The 15728-nt window shown below is 57.6% G+C and carries 13 protein-coding genes; 6 read left to right on the forward strand and 7 right to left on the reverse strand.

Going from position 1 to position 15728, the window contains the following annotated elements:
* Positions 1-294: 294 nt before the first annotated feature.
* Together BLS87_RS23215 and BLS87_RS23220 are read right to left on the reverse strand one after the other, a co-directional pair.
* Positions 295-2856: a sulfite reductase flavoprotein subunit alpha gene (locus BLS87_RS23215; protein WP_074756163.1), complete on the reverse strand. Its 2562-nt coding sequence runs from the start codon at positions 2854-2856 to the stop codon at positions 295-297.
* Between the two features lie 187 nt (positions 2857-3043).
* Complete coding sequence (locus BLS87_RS23220) at positions 3044-5293, reverse strand: TonB-dependent receptor (protein ID WP_074756070.1); 2250 nt, start codon at positions 5291-5293, stop codon at positions 3044-3046.
* A gap of 193 nt (positions 5294-5486) precedes the next feature.
* Here BLS87_RS23220 and BLS87_RS23225 point away from each other — a divergent pair, with 193 nt between their 5' ends.
* The 6 genes from BLS87_RS23225 to BLS87_RS23250 all read left to right on the forward strand — a co-directional run bounded on the left by BLS87_RS23225 (position 5487) and on the right by BLS87_RS23250 (position 10321).
* Positions 5487-6167, forward strand: coding sequence for a Fe2+-dependent dioxygenase (locus tag BLS87_RS23225; protein WP_074756072.1), 681 nt, complete (start codon positions 5487-5489; stop codon positions 6165-6167).
* Between the two features lie 3 nt (positions 6168-6170).
* Complete coding sequence (locus tag BLS87_RS23230) at positions 6171-6968, forward strand: tetratricopeptide repeat protein (RefSeq protein WP_074756074.1); 798 nt, start codon at positions 6171-6173, stop codon at positions 6966-6968.
* 210 nt (positions 6969-7178) lie between these two features.
* A complete protein-coding gene (locus BLS87_RS23235) occupies positions 7179-8408 on the forward strand; it encodes an alpha-xenorhabdolysin family binary toxin subunit A (RefSeq protein WP_074756076.1) in 1230 nt (409 codons plus the stop codon).
* Between the two features lie 87 nt (positions 8409-8495).
* A complete protein-coding gene (locus tag BLS87_RS23240; protein WP_143024461.1) occupies positions 8496-9032 on the forward strand; it encodes a hypothetical protein in 537 nt (178 codons plus the stop codon).
* Positions 9029-9427 carry an alpha-xenorhabdolysin family binary toxin subunit B gene (locus BLS87_RS23245; RefSeq protein WP_143024462.1) on the forward strand — a complete coding sequence of 133 codons (399 nt, stop codon included), beginning with the start codon at positions 9029-9031 and terminating at the stop codon, positions 9425-9427. The genes BLS87_RS23240 and BLS87_RS23245 overlap by 4 nt, the downstream gene beginning before the upstream one ends.
* A gap of 60 nt (positions 9428-9487) precedes the next feature.
* Entirely contained in the window at positions 9488-10321 is an 834-nt protein-coding gene (locus BLS87_RS23250) for a hypothetical protein (protein WP_143024463.1), read from the forward strand.
* A 60-nt stretch (positions 10322-10381) separates the two neighbouring features.
* On the opposite strand, the gene BLS87_RS23255 is transcribed toward BLS87_RS23250, so the two are convergent.
* The 5 genes from BLS87_RS23255 to BLS87_RS23275 all read right to left on the reverse strand — a co-directional run bounded on the left by BLS87_RS23255 (position 10382) and on the right by BLS87_RS23275 (position 15606).
* Positions 10382-11545, reverse strand: coding sequence for a type III PLP-dependent enzyme (locus BLS87_RS23255; RefSeq protein WP_074756084.1), 1164 nt, complete (start codon positions 11543-11545; stop codon positions 10382-10384).
* Positions 11546-12072: 527 nt separating this feature from the next.
* The gene (locus tag BLS87_RS23260; RefSeq protein ID WP_074756165.1) at positions 12073-13242 is read right to left on the reverse strand and encodes an osmoprotectant ABC transporter ATP-binding protein OsmV; all 1170 of its coding nucleotides are present in this window, start codon (positions 13240-13242) and stop codon (positions 12073-12075) included.
* A gap of 11 nt (positions 13243-13253) precedes the next feature.
* Entirely contained in the window at positions 13254-13907 is a 654-nt protein-coding gene (locus BLS87_RS23265; RefSeq protein WP_074756086.1) for an ABC transporter permease, read from the reverse strand.
* The gene (locus BLS87_RS23270; protein WP_083370743.1) at positions 13904-14872 is read right to left on the reverse strand and encodes a glycine betaine ABC transporter substrate-binding protein; all 969 of its coding nucleotides are present in this window, start codon (positions 14870-14872) and stop codon (positions 13904-13906) included. Before BLS87_RS23270 ends, BLS87_RS23265 begins: the two co-directional genes overlap by 4 nt.
* Positions 14873-14892: 20 nt before the next feature.
* Entirely contained in the window at positions 14893-15606 is a 714-nt protein-coding gene (locus BLS87_RS23275) for an ABC transporter permease (RefSeq protein WP_074756088.1), read from the reverse strand.
* Between the last annotated feature and the right edge of the window lie 122 nt (positions 15607-15728).

Genomic DNA, 15728 nt, shown 5'->3' on the forward strand with positions numbered 1-15728 from the left:
TTCCCGGCACATCGCGGGACAAGCCGCGCTCCTACGCCTTCGGCAGAGTCAAAAGCAGAGCAGCAAGCTGCGTTGGGTTCTGCTTTTGATCTTCATACCGAGAAAGTCCAGACACCACAAAACGCGACTAGCCGCACGGCTGCAGGTTGATGAAGGACGTGTGGGAGACGTCGGAGGTTACGACGGCAGCGAATGCGTTGTGCCACGCACCAACGAAGGCTCTGACCCACCGCATTCGCGGCCGTCGTAACCTCTGACTGCTCCCACAGCAACAGCGATACCGCCCGGCCCGAGTCAGTAAACATCCCGCCGATACCGCCCCTGCTCAACCAGCGCTTGGACGCCCTCTTCACCGATCAAGGCTTTCAATGTTTCATCCACACCCGCCGCCATCCCGTCCAGACTGCCGCAGATATAGATGACCGCGCCGTCCGCCAGCCAACGATGCAATTCATCAGCCGCCTCACGCAGGCGATCCTGCACGTAAATCTTCTCAGCCTGATCACGGGAGAACGCCAGGTCCATCCGCGCCAGATCACCACGCGCCAGCCAGCCGTTCAACTCATCGGCGCAATGGAAATCGTGTGCGGCGTTACGCTCGCCGAACAGCAGCCAGTTCCGCTGTTCGCCCTGCGCGATGCGTGCTTTGAGCAAACTGCGCAATCCCGCCAACCCTGTACCGTTACCGATGAGGATCATCGGTGCCGGGTCGCTCGGCAGGTGGAAACTGCTGTTGCGACGAACCCGCAGGCTGATCGAAGCGCCCACTGCAGCGTGCTCGGTCAACCACCCGGAACACAAGCCAAGACCGCCATCCGGATGCAGCTCCTGACGCACAATCAACTGCAATGCGCCATCCTGAGGGATCGACGCAATCGAATACTCCCGCATCGCCAGCGGGACCAACGCATCGACCAGCGCTTGCGCGTGCAGACCGACCAGGTGGCTGCGATTGGCAGGCAACTGGCGAGTGCTCAAGGCCTGGCCGAGGGTTTCGTTCAGACCGTCGACGTTGACCTGCGTGTCGGCCGCGATGCCCAGCCCCGCGAGGAACTGCTCGACCGCGGACTGCGCATTGCGAGGCAGGACCTCGACCAGATCCCCGGCTTCCCAGCCCGTCCCGGTGCCCGACGTCAGGCCCAGCATAAACACCTTCGACCCCACACTGTCCGGGTTCAACAGGTCGCGCTGGCTCAGCGTCCAGTGCTCGTAATCCGGTGCTTTCCACGCCGCCGCAGGCTTGGAACCTGTGAGTTCACCGAGCTGTTGCTGCCAGTGTTGCAGCGCCGTGCTGTCGCCGCTGTCCACCTCCACGGGCGCAAACAAGGTGCTGCCGCCACGCTCGCCGAGCCAGACATGCAGACGCTGGGCGAAACCGCAGAAATGCTGATACTGCCGGTCACCCAGTCCCAGTACGGCGTAGTTGAGGTTTTCCAGGGACAGCGGCCGCCCCAGCAGCTTGCGCTCGAAACCACGGGCGCTGTCCGGTGCTTCGCCGTCACCGAAGGTACTGACGACAAACAGCGCATTGCGGCTCTGGTTCAGATCCTGCTCGGTCATGTCTGACAGGCGCTGCACACGCACCGGCAGTCCGGCCGATTGCAGTTGCCCGGCGGTCTGCCAGGCCAGTTGCTCGGCAAACCCGCTCTGGCTGGCGAAGCCGATGAGCCACGCCGGCCCCTGAGTGCCATAGCCACTCGGGCTTGCTGACACTTCGCCACGCGCAGCGCGGACTTCACGCTTCTTGCGACGGCGATCCAGGTACAGCAACCAGCCGGTGATGAAAAACAGCGGCATCAGCAGCGCCGCGACCGTGATCACGATGCGGCCAGGGAGCCCCCAATAGCTGCCGGTGTGCAGCGAGTAGTTACTGACCAACAGCTGCGCGCCATAGCTTTTATCCGCATAGCGAGAAACGGCCTTGAGCTGTCCGTTGGCCGGATCGAGGGTGATCTGGTTCAGCGCACGTGGATGCGGCGCGTCCTTGAGCACATAAAAAACGGTCGCCATTTGTCCCGGCCCCTGCGGCATGCGCAGGTTGTAGGCCTTGAGATCGGGGCCAGCGGTTTTCTGGACCGTGTCTGCGATCGCCGCGTAATCCGCCGCTGCGCTTTGAACGGGTGCAGCGTCCCGCGGGCCAGGAGCCGGACGCGGACCGCCACCACCCCGACGCTGTTCGCCGGCGACGGGCGGATCGCCAATCAGTTTGGTCACACCGTTGCTGAACCAGTCGTAAGACCACATCAACCCGGTGACAGCCAGCAACAGATAAATGATCAGGCACCAGGTGCCAAACACCGAATGCAGATCCCAATTGAAACTGCGTCCCTTCTTCGCCCAGTCCAGCGTCAGCCAAACGCGCCAGTTCAGTGCCTGACGCGGCCAGCGCAGGTACAGACCGGACAGGCAGAAAAACACCAGAATCAGGGTACAGGCTGCCGTCACTTGCTTGCCGTATTCACCCGCCGCCAGAAAGCGGTGCAGGTTCAGAATGAAGCCAAAGAAGTCCTGCCCCACCGCGTCTTCGGTGAACTCGCCGGTGTAAGGGTTGAAGTTATGCATCTCGCCACGACGCTGGCCCGGCGCAGGCTGAAACCAGACCTGGGCGATCCGGTTACTGTCAGGTTCGATGCGGAACATGGACACTTTATCGTGGGCCTGAGCCTCGACCCTGGCGACCATTTCAGCGAGCGAAAGGTGATTGCCCTGCGGCTGAACGAACAGCGTCTCGGGGTTGAGCGCATCAACAATTTCGTCCTCGAACGAATACAGCGCGCCAGTGATGCCCATCAAGGCCAACACCAGACCAGCGGTGATTCCGAAGAACCAATGCACCTGAAACAGGACTTTCTTCAACACCCTCGATCACCTCGATAACCCGTAGCGACGCGCATTATGCGCACAAACAACAGTTATTCTCATCCGTATATGATTCTGTATTCGGTCTCAGATCCGACACACCGAAGGCGGTGGCACCTGACGGCCCTTCACACAAAAAGCCCCACTTACCAAAGCAAGCGGGGCTCAGTTGTTCCTCGTGCGGTTAGAAGTGGAAGCTGGCGCTCATAAGAGCAGTGCGGCCAGCGGCCATATGCGCATAGTGAGTGGTGAACACTTGATCGTAGTAACGCTTGTCAGTCAGGTTCTGCACGTTAAGTTGCAGGTCAACATTCTTGGTCAATGCGTAGGTCGCCATAGCGTCATAACGCCAGTAGGACGGCACCTCCACCGAGTTGGCCTCGTTACCGAAACGTGAATCGACGAAGGTGGCGCCACCGCCTACCGTCAGCTTGGGCGTCAGTTCGTAGGTGGACCAGAAATTGAAGTTGTTACGCGGCGTGCTAGGCATATGGTTGCCTTCGTCGGCGGCACTGCTGGCCTTAACGATTTCGCTCTCCATGTACGTGTAACCGCCGTACACCTTCCACTTGCTGGTGATGTTGCCACTGTAAGTCAACTCAAGACCGTCGACGCGCTGCTCACCATCGAGTACCTGGAAGGTCGCGTTGTCAGGATCCGTGATCCGGGCATTGGTCTTTTCGGTACGGAACAGCGCTGCAGTCAGCGACAGGTTGTCGTCGAAGAAGTCCCACTTGGTGCCGATCTCATAGTTGCGGTTCTTTTCTGGATCAAGATCGGTATTGTTCGCCGCCAGTTCCAGACCACCGTTGCCACTGGTTTCGCCTGACGGGTTGCTCGACGTTGACCACGCCGCGTAGATACTGCCATTAGGTAGCGGTTTGTAGGTGAGGCCCACCTGGTAGTTCCAGAGCTGGCTGGTGTTCTCACGCCTGAACGTCCCGGCCACCGAGCCACGTCCACCCGTGCTGTACCCGCTCGACGTCACGTCGTAATCGTCATAGCGCAAGCCAAGGTTCAACGACCACTGATCATTGAATTTCAGCGTGTCGAACACGTAGGCCGCGCTGGTCTTGGTGTCGGTATCCGTGTAAGCCAGACTATCGGTTATGGTGCCGTTCCAGGCATCTTTTGGCGTAGGGTCGTAGAGGCTTGTGCAATCACCGGACCTCAACAAGGCAGCATTGCAGGTTGAGCCAATGGTGCCGCCCGTTGCGGTTAGAACGTTATAGCCTCGATTGTGCGTGTCCTGATAGGAGAATTCGAAACCTGTGACCAGGCTGTGCTCGACAAAGCCGGTGTTGAATTTAGCCTGAAGGTCGGTCTGGTTGACGAAGCCGCTGGAAGTGGAGTTACGGCTTTTAGCCGAACGCGACACCAGGCCATTAGCAACGTTGCCACGACTGTCATCCGGGTTGGTGACGATGTAATCCAGCGTCGAACGCGACATGCGGAAGCTGTTTGAAAGGGTCAGGCTGTCGTTCAGGTCATGTTCGATCCGAAAAGTACCGCTGTCGTTCACGCTCTTGCGGTAGTCGCGGTCGGTCAGGCCGTAAAAATTGTTCTCATTGACGTGAGCCGGTTTGTCGACGACATATTTGCTGCGACCAGTGGTGTTGGTCAGCGGAATACTGTAGTCAGGCATGTCATCGGTGGTGAGGTGGTAGTAATCCACTTTCACTCGGGTGTCGGTGCCCAGACCGAAGGCGAAGGACGGCGCAAAGCCCCAACGGCTCACATCTACGTCGTTACGCCCCGCCACGTTGGCGTCGTGCTTCATGAGGTTCAGGCGTACCGCGGAGGTGTCGGTCATCTGCTGGTTGACGTCCAGCGTATAGCGCTGGGTCTGGTCAGAGCCGAAGGTATAACCCCCATTGTAGGCATCACCCAGATGAGCGCCCTTGGTGACCAGGTTCAGACTGCCACCGGTCGAACCGGCACCCGTGAACGCAGAGCCCGGCCCCTTGCTTACTTCAACGGACTCAACGTTGAAAATCTCGCGGCTCTGAGCGGCAACGTCGCGCATGCCATCGATGAACACGTCGCTTTCGGCGTTGAAACCACGAATGATCGGGCGGTCTGCATTCGGGTTGCCACCCTCGCCTGCGCCAAATGTGATGCCTGGGGTCGTGCGCAATGCATCAGCCAGACTGGTCGCAGCCGTATCGCGAATCACTTGTTGTGGAATCACCGTAACGCTTTTTGGCGTCTCACGCAGCGGAGCGGTGTACTTCTTCGAAGCGGACTCTTCAGTCTTGTAACCAGTGTCCTGCTCACCATCGATGGTGGTGGCCCCGAGGTTCAGCGCTTTGTCCTGGGTGGCCTCTGCGGCTTGAGCCATATGCGCGGCAGACATCGCAGCAATGGCGACGCCCACTGCGCCTGCGATCGAGCGCTGAGACGATACGGATGTTGATTGTGATTGGCGCGACATTTTCCTTCCCCAAGGAATGTTGAGGCCGCGGAATATAGTTGTGAATCATTTGTATTCGCATAAAACTTACATTCTTTACGTTTTCCCTTTACGGCTTTTTCACACTCGTCCGTCTACGCGCGCCCGCAGGGTTTTACACAGCCAATAAGAATCACTACCATTCGCTACCTTTTCGATTCTGAGTGGCGACGCCATGCTCTTACACATTCCTGGCTTGTTTACCCGTGAGGAAGTGCAGCGCATCCGCGAAGCCCTGGAGCAGACCGAGTGGGCGGACGGCAAGATCACCGCCGGCCACCAGTCGGCAAAAGCCAAGCACAACTTGCAACTGCCCGAAGGTCATCCGCTGGCCAAAGAGATCGGCGCGGCAATGCTCGAACGGCTGTGGCATAACCCGTTGTTCATGTCGGCCGCGCTGCCGCACAAAGTGTTTCCGCCGTTGGTGAACTGTTACACCGGCGGTGGCAGTTTCGATTTTCACATCGACAATTCGGTACGGCAGGCCAAGGGCAGTGTCGAACGCGTGCGCACCGACCTGTCCTCGACATTGTTCTTCAGCGACCCGGACGATTACGACGGCGGCGAACTGGTGATTCAGGACACCTTCGGTACTCGACAGGTCAAGCTGCCCGCAGGTGACCTGCTCCTCTACCCCGCGACCAGCCTGCACAAGGTCAATCCCGTGACGCGGGGCGCACGTTACGCCTCGTTCTTCTGGACCCAGAGCCTGGTGCGCGACGACGGCCATCGCACGCTGTTGTTCGAGATGGACACCGCGATTCAGCAACTGAGCCGCGACGTGCCCGATCATCCGTCGCTGATCCAACTCACCGGCACCTATCACAACCTGCTGCGCCAGTGGGTCGAGGTCTGATTGATGAGCTGGAATCTACGACGTCAGGAAGTACTCGATGGCCAACAACTGCGCGCGATGCTGCAGGACAACCCTGCCAGCGCAGCGCGCGCGATCCTCATCGCCGCTCAGCAGAACATGCCCGATGCGCAAGCCTTGCTCGGGCAGATCCTGCTTGATGGCAGCGGCATCGAACAGGACGCCGCCCTGGCGCTGACCTGGTTCCAGATCGCCGCCCGCGGCGGCCACGCCATGGCGATCAACATGGCAGGACGTTGCCACGAACACGGATGGGGTTGCGAACCCGACGTCGTCAAGGCTGCCGAGTGCTATCGACAGGCGGCCGAAGCCGAACTCGACTGGGGCTTTTATAACTACGCAAACCTGCTGGCGACCGGTCGCGGCGTGAACAAGGATCAAGCGCGGGCTTTGGCCTGTTACCGCAAGGCAGCGCACATGGGCCATGCGAAATCGATGAATCTGCTGGGGCGATACCTGGAGGAAGGCCTGTACTGTGAGCAGAATTTGCCCGCAGCGCACGACTGGTACCGACGCTCGGCAGAAGGTGGCGATTTCCGAGGCCAGTTCAGCCACGCTGCCGTTCTGGCCGAACAAGGGCATATTGAAGAGGCCATCACCTGGCTTCGAACCGCGTTACGCATCGGCAACCTTAATTTTCTGCGAGTGAGCCGTGAAACGCTAATGTCGGCCGCTCAACCGGAAATCCGTGCGCTAGCAATCGAGTATTACCACCAAGCGTCGATAATCGGTGATAGGCAGGATCAGATGGCCCTGAACGAAATCTTGAAGACCACAGCCTGATAGATACACAGGCTGTTACTTCTGCGCAGGCCAGCACACGCCGGCGAAGCGTGTTGTATTGAAACATTGAAATATCCGGACCAGACTCTACCTTTGACACGCTTTAACGCCCCGCCCTACTCTTCTTAATAACAACTCACTCGTTGTTAAATCGCATGCTTTACACCAAGCCAGGAAGGCTTGTTAATGACTCAGACAGGATAGCTGAACATGAATAATTCTACCCAGCCCGACGCAATAGAAGAGACCGTCACGGCGTCAGAGACGCTGATGCAAGCGTCTTTGGGAACATTGGAAAACAGTGTCCGTCCCAAAGGTTTGATCCTCACAAAAGATCAGATCATTGATCTTCATCGTTATGAAAAGAAAGCGCTGAACTTGCCCACTGAGATCAGCAAGGTTATTGCTTACCTGGGGTATGGCAGCAACACCATCGCTGGCCCGGGATTGGCGCCTGCCGATTTTGCACGGTGCTTTACCGTCGTTCGCAATCACGCACTGCGCTGGAACCCTCTACAACACCGCGTAAAAAATGTGAGTGGAGAGCTCAAAGTCTTTGCTGCGCAGATGCTGACGTATGGCGATTCTTTCCAGAGCATTATTGCCGACATTAAAAGCGCCCAGACATTACGTCAGCTGGGCATCAAGACGCTGGAAGATCTGAAACGTGTTCAGATCGAAATGGGCGACGCGTTTCCAGGCATCGAATTCGATGCAGACGACGCAGACGCAGCGATCGACTTCGGCTACCTGCTGGACAGGATCATTGCCAAAGTTACCGATCATGAAGCGCGTACCAGACAGTTGAAAGATGATCTGGCGAACTACGGCGACGACCTGTCGAATGAGGTTCGTCCCGCGATTGCGCTTCAGTTAGTAGCCATCGAGAACTCTCCGCTCAAGGCGAACATTGTAAAACTTCAGAAGGAAATCGATAACCTCAATAAGGAAATCGACGAAAAGAGTGCCGCCTACAAGAAAACCGTCATGTCATCGCTGGAGTCTGCGGCAGGCCTGAATGTTGTAGGCCTGGGCATGGCGATCTACTTCGGGGTCGAGGCGGAGAAAATCCGCAAAGAGCGAAATGATCTCAAAAACAAGCGCGACCAGAAGATCAATGATATGTACGAAATGGACATCATCCTCGGTCGTTTGGGCTATATCAAAGCCGATTTGCAAGATCTGGAAATGCTGACCATCGAAGCAGACTGCGCCACCAAGAACCTGATCACGCTCTGGAACAAACTTCACACCTACGCCTTGCAATCCAGGGAAGAGTCGGAACGCATTGACGATGCCATGCGAGCCACTCTGTTTGTCTACCACTTCGAACAAGTCGTTGCCCCCTGGAAGCTGATTGCCGAAGAGGCCGATCAACTGTTGAGCGTCTTCGCAGAGGCCGATGCAGAGATGGCCAAAGACCTCAAAAAATCTTATTAATTAATCAGTGACTACATCATGAATATTTATAACATCCACAGTGAAATCGAATTCTCCTATCCCGATGCTTCGCAGTTGAACAACAGCTTGGCCCAGATGATCAAACTGGACGCGGCTGCCCGGTATGCGTTCAGTGTTACCTCGTTTCTTCCTGGCGTTCAGACCCAATGGGCAAAACTGTACAAGACGGCTTCCCTCGGCCGCACGAACATTCGCAGCCACACGGAGACAGTGATTATCCACCTGACCAGGTCGCTGAAGCAGCTCAATAAACTGCGCAGTGAATACCCTCAGTTGACGGACAGTGAGGATCAGGACGATAACCTGCACCTCCGTGAGCTCGAACTAGGTACGGCGGAGAAAAAATACAAGGACTATCTCGGCCTGCTGCTAAAACAGGTGTCCGAGCTAGAGGGCCTCACGCTGAACACCGAACAGCTCATCTCCTATACACCGGGGCTGAAAGCTGACGCCCAAGGCTTCGATGACGAGATCACGGCGATCGACAGCCGGATGGCAACCCTTGAAATCGAGCGTAAGACGCTCACCGACGGCATGCTACCGCTGGAAAAAACCGGGTTACCGATATCGCCAAAGACGCATTGCTGTCCGCAGAAAGCGTGAACAACCTGGGTGTGAGTCCGCCAGAAGCAGAGCTGGTCAAGCTTGCCATTGCGCACATGCAAAAGGTGCTGGAAGGCATTGGGCGAAATCTCAACTATCTGGAGATGTACAAGGAGCGGGAACGTGTCATCGCCAAGATTAAAGTCGAGACAGAGGTGCGTGGTCGCGTAGAAGAAAAGCAAACGGAAAGCGGACACAAAATCGTGCTGGTTGACTCGGTTCTCAACCTGTATGCCGAGTACATTTCAGTCACCCATGAACTGGTAAAAGTGAAGCACTCCGTCGAACAATTCGACCGGTTGGTCTCGAACGAAAATGCAGATCATGATGACAAGGAAAGCCGCTTCGTCAACACAGCGCAGGCGCTGATCAGCTACCTTGAGACCGTGCGTTAAACGCCAAGCTCATGACCCGGACAATGGCGGTCCAAGGGACCGTCGTTGTCGCCGGTGCACATGGAAACCATCACCATGCAGGACGCACTCATTTCTTTCCGACAGTTCGATGTGCTCTATCAATATCGTACGACGCTCGTTAATTTGCCGCAGCAAGCGGATCGGATAATAAAGCGGTTGGGGATCGCCACTGACCCGCGGTTTTTGACGGTTTATCAACCGGCACTCAACGAGACGCTTTGGCTCGCAAGTAACCGGCTGACACAGTGGCCCGACCTCTCCCCAATTTACCCTCGCGCTTTCCATGATCAGCAACGGCTGAATACTGATATCCGTCAGTTCAATGCCATCTTTGAAGCCACGCTTGCGTCCATGCCTGCCGCAGAACGTAGAGCCCCTCTTTCAAGCCTCGACTTGCGCAAACAGCCTTTTTTGCTGGAGGGCAAGCTGTTGGTCCTCACGGTAGGACCTGCCTGGCCATTTGCTCAGCAGATGAAAACCAGGGTGTCGCAGACCTATATGACGTTCGAAAGCGCCGCAGGTACTCTCAATCAACTGCATCAGAACAATCGGGAAATCCTGCCGCGTTTCATGGACTTCATGCGCGGCGCCCTTGAAACGTACATCCGCAAAAATAAACCCGATCAGAACCAGGGCGATACGAATACCGCTGCCCTTAACGCCGAGATCACGCTAATCGCCCAACAGCAGCAGAGTCTGATTCAAGCCACCGAGCAACTGAGTGAAGGATTCACGCGTTTGGTGAGCATGCAGAGCACTGCTTTGAGGGAGTTCAGCACGCTGTTTTCCACAATCTCCAGGGCCGATTTCCAGTTGATGGTGGAACTTGCCATCCCTTCCCTGAATGAGGCCGAGCTAACGGCGCGGCACTGATATTCCGGGCACAAAAAAACCCGCGATCACTCGCGGGCTTTTTGCGTTGCGGCATCACACTTAGATGTAGAAGGACTTCAATGGCGGGAAGCCGTTGAACTCCACAGCGCTATAGCTGGTGGTATACGCGCCGGTCGACAGCCAGTACAGGCGATCACCGATGGCCAGGTTGAGCGGCAGGCCGTACTTGTAGTTCTCGTACATGATGTCGGCGCTGTCGCAGGTTGGACCAGCGATCACGACTTCTTCGACTTCGCCTTTCTTCTCGGTCCAGATCGGGAACTTGATGGCTTCGTCCATGGTTTCGATCAGGCCGGAGAACTTGCCCACGTCGGTGTACACCCAGCGCTCGACCGCGGTACGCGATTTGCGCGCAACCAGCACCACTTCGCTGACCAGAATACCGGCGTTGGCGATCAACGAACGGCCTGGCTCCAGAATGATTTCCGGCAGATCATCGCCGAAGTCTTCTTTGAGGAAGCGGATGATTTCTTCAGCGTAGGTTTCCAGGCTGTTGGTACGGGTGATGTAGTTGGCCGGGAAGCCGCCACCCATGTTGATCAGCTTGAGCTCGATGCCGTCTTCTTCTTTCAGACGTTCGAAGATGACCTTCACTTTGGCAATCGCGGCGTCCCACACGCTGATGTCGCGCTGCTGCGAACCCACGTGGAACGAGATGCCGTAAGGCACCAGACCCAAGTCACGGGCCAGGATCAGCAGGTCCATGGCCATGTCGGTCTGGCAACCGAATTTGCGCGACAAAGGCCAGTCGGCCGTGGTCGAGCCTTCGGTGAGGATGCGCACGTAGACTTTCGAGCCCGGAGCGGCCTTGGCAATGTTGCGCAGGTCGGCTTCGGAGTCGGTCGCGTACAGACGCACGCCCTTCTCGTAGAAGTAGCGAATGTCCTTGGACTTCTTGATGGTGTTGCCGTAGCTGATGCGATCCGGGCCAACGCCACGGTCCATCACTTTGTCCAGCTCGTAGATCGAGGCGATGTCGAAGCTCGAGCCTTTCTCTTTCAGAAGGTCGATGATTTCGACGGCAGGGTTGGCCTTGACCGCGTAGTAAACCTTGGCAAATTCGAAACCGGCGCGCAGGTCGTCATAGGCCTGGCTGATCATCGCGGTGTCGATGAGCACGAACGGGGTTTCTTGCTTGTCGGCAAACGCCTTCATTTTTTCGAAGGTGCTTTTCTCGAAATAGTCTTCGACCTGAATCGACATGCGGGGGACTCCTGTTGGCAAACGGTAAAAAACAATGGGTGTCAGGGCCTTGCCCTCTTGAACGTCCTCCGTATCCCCACTTTGGTTCGCCTACTTCCCAAGGCTGCTCGCCGAAAGCAAAAAGGCCATCCGGTGCACCTCCCCGGTTGGCCTTGCTGTCTCGTCGTCAGTACTTGAGCCGGATGGATCGTTTCCAGCATGGACGTTCGGCGCGAACTTTAGGACTTGAGGGGTTCAAGATCAACAAAAAATGTCGCTTTTCTGCCCGTTTTTGCCAGACGGGCATTCGCGTTTGTTTCATCACCCTGTAGTAACCGACCGATGTGACAGGACGATGTTCCCCTGGCTCGCCGAAGCAGGCGATACCTTCTATCTCCCGTTCGGTACCCGACCGGTAAAAAGAGGTGCCTTGCGACATCGTTCGCGAATGAATTCGCTCCCACAGAAAACATGCATTCCTACTGTGGGAGCGAATTCATTCGCGAGGGCGTCAGGTCAGGCGCGAGTAACGCACCTGATCCCTTACCTCAAACCGATGCCACCTGCTCTGCCACTTCCGCTGGCGAAACGATGCTGGTCTTCTTGCCCCGTGACTGGCCCGAACTCAGGTAGGCCGCAATAGACTCTTGCGTCACTTCACCCAGGAACACGTTCTCGGCATCCAGCACCGGCAGCCATGAACGGTTGAACTCGTACATGCGCGACAACAGGATGCGCAGGTGCTCGTCATATGCCGCAGTGGCGTTGAACGGACGCAGGTATTGCTCGCATGTACCGCTCTGGCGATGCAGGTCGCGGCGGCGCACGTAGCCCATGGCCTTGTTGTCGCCGTCGGTGACCACCACGTAGCGGCGGTCCTGTTCGTCCATGATCTCCAGCGCATCGGCGACCGGCGTTTCCGGGCTGACGGAAGGCGCGTTATCCGCCGCATCTTCAGCTTTCACCAGCAGCAGGCGCTTGAGGGTGCTGTCCTGACCGACGAAGTTGCTGACGAAGTCGTCGGCCGGGTGAGCCAGCAAGGTGTCCGGGTGATCGATCTGCAGCAGTTTACCCGCGCGGAAGATCGCGATCTTGTCGCCCAGTTTGATGGCTTCGTCGATGTCGTGGCTGACCATGATCACGGTCTTGTTCAGCGCGCGCTGCATCTCGAAAAACTCGTTCTGGATCATCTCGCGGTTGATCGGGTCGACCGCGCCGAACGGTTCGTCCATCAGCAACAACGGCGCATCGGCCGCCAATGCGCGAATCACGCCGATCCGCTGTTGCTGACCACCCGACAGTTCACGCGGGTAACGGTGCAGGTACTGCTTGGGCTCAAGCTTGATCATGCTCATCAGTTCGCGGGCACGGTCGTGGCACTTCTGCTTGTCCCAGCCCAGCAGTTTGGGTACGACCACGATGTTTTCTTCGATGGTCATGTTCGGGAACAAGCCGATCTGCTGGATCACGTAGCCAATGTTGCGACGCAAGGTCACTTCATCGAGCTGAGTGGTGTCTTCGCCGTTGATCAGCACCTTGCCGGAGGTTGGCATGATGAGGCGGTTGATCATTTTCAGCGTCGTACTTTTGCCGCAGCCCGACGGGCCGAGGAAGACGCAGATCTCGCCTTCGTTGACGGTCAGGCTCACGGAATCGACAGCCTTCACTTCCTTGCCGTTGCTCTGGAAGGTTTTGGATAGGTTTTGAAGTTCGATCATGGTTTTGACAGTCATTTGAGCAATCCTTTTGGAGTCAGCGAGCGTTGCAGCCATTGCAGAAGCAGGTCAGCGAAGATGGCCAGAATGCTGACCAGTACGGCGCCGACGATGAGCATCGACATGTCGCTGCGGCTGATGGAAGCGAGGATGAGTACGCCAAGGCCACCGGCACCGATGGTGGCCGCGATGGTCATGACGCCGATGTTCATGACCACGGCGGTGCGCACACCGGCGAGAATCACGGGCACGGCAATCGGTAGCTCGACCATGCGCAGGCGCTGACCGAAGGTCATGCCGATGCCTTTCGCGGCTTCACGAATGCCCGGCTCGACACCCGTCAGCGCCAGGTAGGTGTTGCGCATGATGGGCAACAGTGAATAAAGGAACACGGCCGTGATCGCCGGCATCGGGCCCAGGCCTTGGCCGAACTTCGAGTAGAACGGCAGCAGCAGGCCGAACAAGGCAATCGACGGGATGGTCAGCAGCACCGTGGCACTGGCCTGCAAGGGGCCGGCGAGCACCGGAAAGCGCGTCATGAAAACGCCCAACGGCACGCCCACCAGAATGGCCAGCGACACTGCGATGCCCACCAGCGTGATGTGTTGCAGGGTCAGGTGCAGGACCTGATTCCAGTCCAGATGGGAGAAAGCGCTAAGGAGGCTCATAGTTTCTTCTCCTGCTGCTCTACGGGCGTTTGCTTGATCGGCACGCTTTCAGCGGAAGGGTTGATCGGATGCGCGCGCAGGAAGTCGGCGGCCACGACGGTAGGACTTTCGTGATCGACATCCACGCGCGCGTTCAGATCAATCATCGTCTGGTTATCCAGCAAGGCCGCCAGCGGCTTGAGTTGTTCGGCCAGTTGTGGGTGCTTGTCCAGGAATTCCTTGCGGATCACCGGCGCTGCGGTGTAGTCCGGGAAGTAGTGCTTGTCGTCGTCCAGCACCTTGAGCTTGAAGGCATTCAGCCGGCCGTCGGTGGTGTAGACGAGCCCGGCGAACACCTGACCGTTGCGCAGCGCGGTATACACCAGACCGGCGTCCATCTGGCGCGTGTTTTCACGACTCAGGTTCATGTCGTAGTGCTTGACCATACCCACCAGCCCGTCGAAGCGATTGGCGAACTCAGTGTCGAGGGCGACGATATGATCCTTATCGGCCTCATCCTTGAGCACAGTGGTCAGTTCGGAGATGTTGTTGATCTGCGGGTACTGGCGGGCGATCTTGTCCGGCAGCGCCAAGGCATAGGTGTTGTTGAACTTGGACGGCGATAGCCAGACCAAGCCTTTCTTCGCGTCGAGTTCTTTCACCCGCTGATAGGTCTGCTCACTATCGAGCTTTTCGTTGACATGGTTGTAGGACACCAGCGAGACCCCGGTGTACTCCCAAAGCATGTCGAGCTGGCCGCTTTCCTGCGCACTGCGCGCCAGGTTACTCCCCAGGCCGCCGGTGATCTGGACCTGATACCCCTTGTCTCGCAGGTATTGCGCGGTGAGCTCGGCGAGGATGGTCTGCTCGGTGAAGACCCGTGCGCCAATGCGCAGCAGCGGTCGCTCGGCCGGTGCATCGGCCGCCTGGACAAATCCGGACAACAACAGGCCGGCGCCCAGTATCAATGTGCATAACTTCTTCATGCGAATTCCTTTCTCTGCGCTCAACGAGCGAGGCCACGTTCCAGCCAAAGACGGCTTGCCAGCGTCACGGCGCCATCGAGGAACAGGGCCAGCAACGCGGTACACGCGGCGCCCAGTACGAGTTGCGGCTGATTGTTCAGGGCGATGCCAGGGAAGATCAGGCTGCCAAGGCTGTTGGCGCCGATCAGGAAGGCGAGCGGCGCGGTGCCGACGTTGATCGCCAGGGCAACCCGAACGCCACCGATGATGATCGGCACGGCATTGGGCAGCTCGACGCGCCACAGCACCTGACGCGGCGTCATGCCGATGCCGGTGGCGGCTTCTTTAAGGGAACCCTGAACGTTTTTGAGGCCTTCGTAGGTGTTGCGCACGATGGGCAACAGCGAGGCGAGGAACAGCGCAAAGATGGCAGGTCCGCTGCCAATACCCAGGACACCCAGAGCAATGGCCAGAACCGCGAGAGGAGGAACGGTGTTACCGATGTTGAAGATCTGCATGAAGCGTTCGGCGCGGCCAACCATGTTCGGTCGGCTCAGAACAATGCCGGTCGGGATTCCGACCACCAGTGCCGCCAGCATCGATGCCAGCACCAGCATCACGTGAGCTTGCAGATAAAAAAGCAGATCGTCCTGATACTGCCTGATAGTACTGATGCCGATCCATTGGACCAGCAGGGCCAGGAGTGCGATGACAATCACACCTCCCATTAGCCCCTTGCCATAGCGATTAGCCACGGGCGGACTCCTTATTTCAGTCGGCGAACGCCTCGCATGGAGCTGGCCTTGTCAGGCAGTCTGCGAACGTTCGCGAAGAGCAGCGGGTGGGTCGCCGGAGAGGGTTGAACCTCGGCGAAAAC

Origin of the sequence: Pseudomonas abietaniphila (assembly GCF_900100795.1) — a bacterium.
GTDB lineage: Bacteria > Pseudomonadota > Gammaproteobacteria > Pseudomonadales > Pseudomonadaceae > Aquipseudomonas > Aquipseudomonas abietaniphila.

Bases quoted from the DNA above. Each gene is read 5' to 3' on its own strand.
- BLS87_RS23230 (WP_074756074.1), top strand. From the start codon at position 6,171: ATGAGCTGGAATCTACGACGTCAGGAAGTACTCGATGGCCAACAACTG.
- BLS87_RS23265 (WP_074756086.1), bottom strand. From the start codon at position 13,907: ATGAGCCTCCTTAGCGCTTTCTCCCATCTGGACTGGAATCAGGTCCTG.
- BLS87_RS23270 (WP_083370743.1), bottom strand. From the start codon at position 14,872: ATGAAGAAGTTATGCACATTGATACTGGGCGCCGGCCTGTTGTTGTCC.
- BLS87_RS23220 (WP_074756070.1), bottom strand. From the start codon at position 5,293: ATGTCGCGCCAATCACAATCAACATCCGTATCGTCTCAGCGCTCGATC.
- BLS87_RS23250 (WP_143024463.1), top strand. From the start codon at position 9,488: ATGGAAACCATCACCATGCAGGACGCACTCATTTCTTTCCGACAGTTC.
- BLS87_RS23255 (WP_074756084.1), bottom strand. From the start codon at position 11,545: ATGTCGATTCAGGTCGAAGACTATTTCGAGAAAAGCACCTTCGAAAAA.
- BLS87_RS23260 (WP_074756165.1), bottom strand. From the start codon at position 13,242: ATGATCGAACTTCAAAACCTATCCAAAACCTTCCAGAGCAACGGCAAG.
- BLS87_RS23235 (WP_074756076.1), top strand. From the start codon at position 7,179: ATGAATAATTCTACCCAGCCCGACGCAATAGAAGAGACCGTCACGGCG.
- BLS87_RS23225 (WP_074756072.1), top strand. From the start codon at position 5,487: ATGCTCTTACACATTCCTGGCTTGTTTACCCGTGAGGAAGTGCAGCGC.